The 1517-nt window shown below is 62.8% G+C and carries 3 protein-coding genes; all 3 read right to left on the reverse strand.

Going from position 1 to position 1517, the window contains the following annotated elements:
• Positions 1–263 (reverse strand): YggT family protein (locus tag FEM54_RS32400; RefSeq protein ID WP_138454262.1); only part of this gene is annotated, 263 nt, incomplete at its 3' end.
• 25 nt (positions 264–288) lie between these two features.
• Positions 289–1107, reverse strand: a complete 819-nt coding sequence (proC, locus tag FEM54_RS32405) for a pyrroline-5-carboxylate reductase (protein ID WP_138454263.1) — start codon at positions 1105–1107, stop codon at positions 289–291.
• 33 nt (positions 1108–1140) lie between these two features.
• Positions 1141–1517, reverse strand: a 377-nt coding sequence (locus FEM54_RS32410) for a YggS family pyridoxal phosphate-dependent enzyme (RefSeq protein WP_138454264.1), incomplete at its 5' end; no start/stop codon positions are given.

Genomic DNA, 1517 nt, shown 5'->3' on the forward strand with positions numbered 1-1517 from the left:
TTGAGCGTCAGGATCACTACAAACAACAGGATTTGCAGCAGCAGTGCCAGCACCAGCGAGGACATGTCCAGGCCGAACATGCTCGGCACTACCCGGCGCAGTGGCTTGAGCAGCGGTTGGGTGGCCTTGACCACGAATTGGCACAGCGGGTTGTAGAAGTTCGCCCGCACCAGTTGCAGGATAAAACGCATCAGCACGATCAGCAGGTACAGGCTGCCCAAGGTCTGGATGATGAAAATGGCAGCGTCATTGATTCCGAGCATGTTTGATTACCTTGGTAAGGGATGACTATTTGCCCAGTTGCTCAGCCATCTCGGCTGAACGGTGTGCTGCGGCACCCAGTGCTTTTTCCACCAGGGCTTCAAAGCCCCCGGCCTGGAACGATTCGATGGCGGCCTGCGTGGTACCGCCTGGCGAGGTCACGCGACGGCGCAACTCGGCAGCGTCTACATCACTGTCGACCGCCATGTTCGCGGCGCCCAAAGCAGTTTGCTCGGCCAGTTGCTCGGCGACTTCATGTGACAGGCCCAGTTTCACGCCAGCGGCGGTCATGGCTTCGATCAGCAGGAAGAAGTAAGCCGGGCCGCTGCCGGACACGGCGGTGACCGCGTCCAACTGCTGCTCCTGTTCCAGCCACACGGCCAGGCCCACGGCAGACAGCAGTTCCTGAGCCTGGTCGCGCTGCTCGGCAGTCACCTCGGAGGTGGCGTACAAGCCGCTGACGCCCTTGCGCAGCAGTGCCGGAGTGTTGGGCATGCAACGCACGATCGGCTGGGCACCGAGCCAGGTGTTCATGCTGGCGCAGGTGATGCCGGCGGCGATCGACACCACCAGTTGGTGCGGTTGCAGGCTCGGGCGCAGGCTTTCGCACACGGCCTTCATGGCTTGCGGTTTTACCGCCAGCACGATCACGTCGACGCCCTGGATGGCCTCGGCGTTATCGGCAAAGGTTTCGATACCGTGCTCGGCGCTGACGCGGGTGCGGGTCTCGGCGCCGGGGTCGCTGGCGCGGATCTGCGTGGTTTCCAGGCCCTTGGCCCGCAGGCCGCCGATCAGGCTGGCCGCCATGTTGCCGGCGCCGATAAAGGCTATACGCGTGTTGCTCATGACAGGTCCTTACTTAGAGGGATGTCAGCTATTTTACGGCTGGCCGTAGTCGCGGGCGCCAAACAGGGCGGTACCGATCCGCACCCAGGTGGCCCCTTGGGCGATGGCCGACTCAAGGTCGTGGCTCATGCCCATGGAAAGTGTGTCCAGCGGCAGGTTCAGGCTGGCTTGCAGGTCTTTTACCGCAGCGAAGGCTGCATCTTGTGCAGCGCGATCTTCAGTCGGCTCGGGGATCGCCATCAAGCCACGCAGCTTCAAACGCGGCAGGGCGCTGATTGCAGCGGCCAGGGCCGGCAGGTCGGCGGGTGTACAGCCGGACTTGCTGGCTTCGCCACTCACGTTGACCTGAATGCAGATATTCAGCGGCGGCAGGTCAGTCGGGCGTTGTTCAGACAGGCGTTGCGCGATTT

This window comes from Pseudomonas edaphica, from assembly GCF_005863185.1.
Lineage (GTDB): Bacteria > Pseudomonadota > Gammaproteobacteria > Pseudomonadales > Pseudomonadaceae > Aquipseudomonas > Aquipseudomonas edaphica.